Genomic DNA, 591 nt, shown 5'->3' with positions numbered 1-591 from the left:
CGGTGATGGACCCGCGCGCGATCAACGAACTGTTCCCCGACTGGAAGGAACGCGGCGCGCCGCTCGATGTCGAGGTGACGGAAGACCGCTTCCTGTTCCTGTCCGAGAAAAGCGCGGTCACGACGCCCAACTGGGCGCTGCCCGCCAACTTCCAGAACCACGGCAACTACGTGATCTCGCTGGGCAACGTCACGCGCTGGCTTGGGGCACAGGCGGAAGCCCTGGGCGTCGAGATCTTCCCGGGCTTCCCGGCTGCCGAGATCCTGTACAACGACGACGGCTCCGTGAAGGGCGTCGCGACCGGCAACATGGGCGTGGGCAAGGACGGCGAGCCGACCGAGAACTTCCAGCTCGGCATGGAGCTGCACGCGAAGTACACGCTGTTCGCCGAAGGCTGCCGTGGCCACCTGGGCCGCGAGCTGATCTCGAAGTACAAGCTCGATGCGAACGCCGATCCGCAGGCGTACGGGATCGGCATCAAGGAGCTGTGGGAAATCGATCCGGCCAAGCACAAGCCGGGCCTCGTGATCCACACGGCCGGCTGGCCGCTGAAGTCCGATACGTACGGCGGCTCGTTCCTGTATCACATGG

Annotated in this window: 1 protein-coding gene; it reads left to right on the top strand. The window is 65.3% G+C overall.

Annotated elements, in window-relative coordinates:
• Positions 1-591 (top strand): NAD(P)/FAD-dependent oxidoreductase (locus tag F3J14_RS36260; RefSeq protein WP_166726797.1); only part of this gene is annotated, 591 nt, incomplete at both ends.

It is taken from the genome of Burkholderia sp. Tr-862 (assembly GCF_011753085.1).
GTDB classification, from domain to species: Bacteria; Pseudomonadota; Gammaproteobacteria; order Burkholderiales; family Burkholderiaceae; genus Burkholderia; species Burkholderia ambifaria.
This window is presented reverse-complemented; position numbering and strand designations above follow the sequence as displayed.